The organism is Pseudomonas sp. BJa3, assembly GCF_026343815.1.
GTDB lineage: Bacteria > Pseudomonadota > Gammaproteobacteria > Pseudomonadales > Pseudomonadaceae > Aquipseudomonas > Aquipseudomonas soli.
The window spans coordinates 1-233 of sequence record NZ_JAOXMC010000571.1; the positions used below are offsets into that span (position 1 = coordinate 1).

The 233-nt window shown below is 64.4% G+C and carries 1 protein-coding gene; it reads left to right on the forward strand.

Features of this window, described 5'->3' with window-relative positions; all coding sequences use genetic code 11:
* Positions 1–45: 45 nt before the first annotated feature.
* Positions 46–233 (forward strand): hypothetical protein (locus OH705_RS28830; RefSeq protein ID WP_267303648.1); only part of this gene is annotated, 188 nt, incomplete at its 3' end.

Genomic DNA, 233 nt, shown 5'->3' on the forward strand with positions numbered 1-233 from the left:
GAGGTCAGGCGACGCGCCGGACAATCCGAGCTTGCGCCTGCGCCGATGAGCCAATCGTGGCGCGACCTGTACCTCGCCGCGATCATCCATCAGGTGCTGGTGAGGAAAAACAAGCCGCGTAGCGCGATGGTGCCTGCCCGCTGGATCAGGCACCTCGCGTCGGCCGCAGGTAATACGCCGCCGTGGGCTGTCTCGCCTGACCAGGTTCAGCAAGCATATAACGCAGCCCTTCT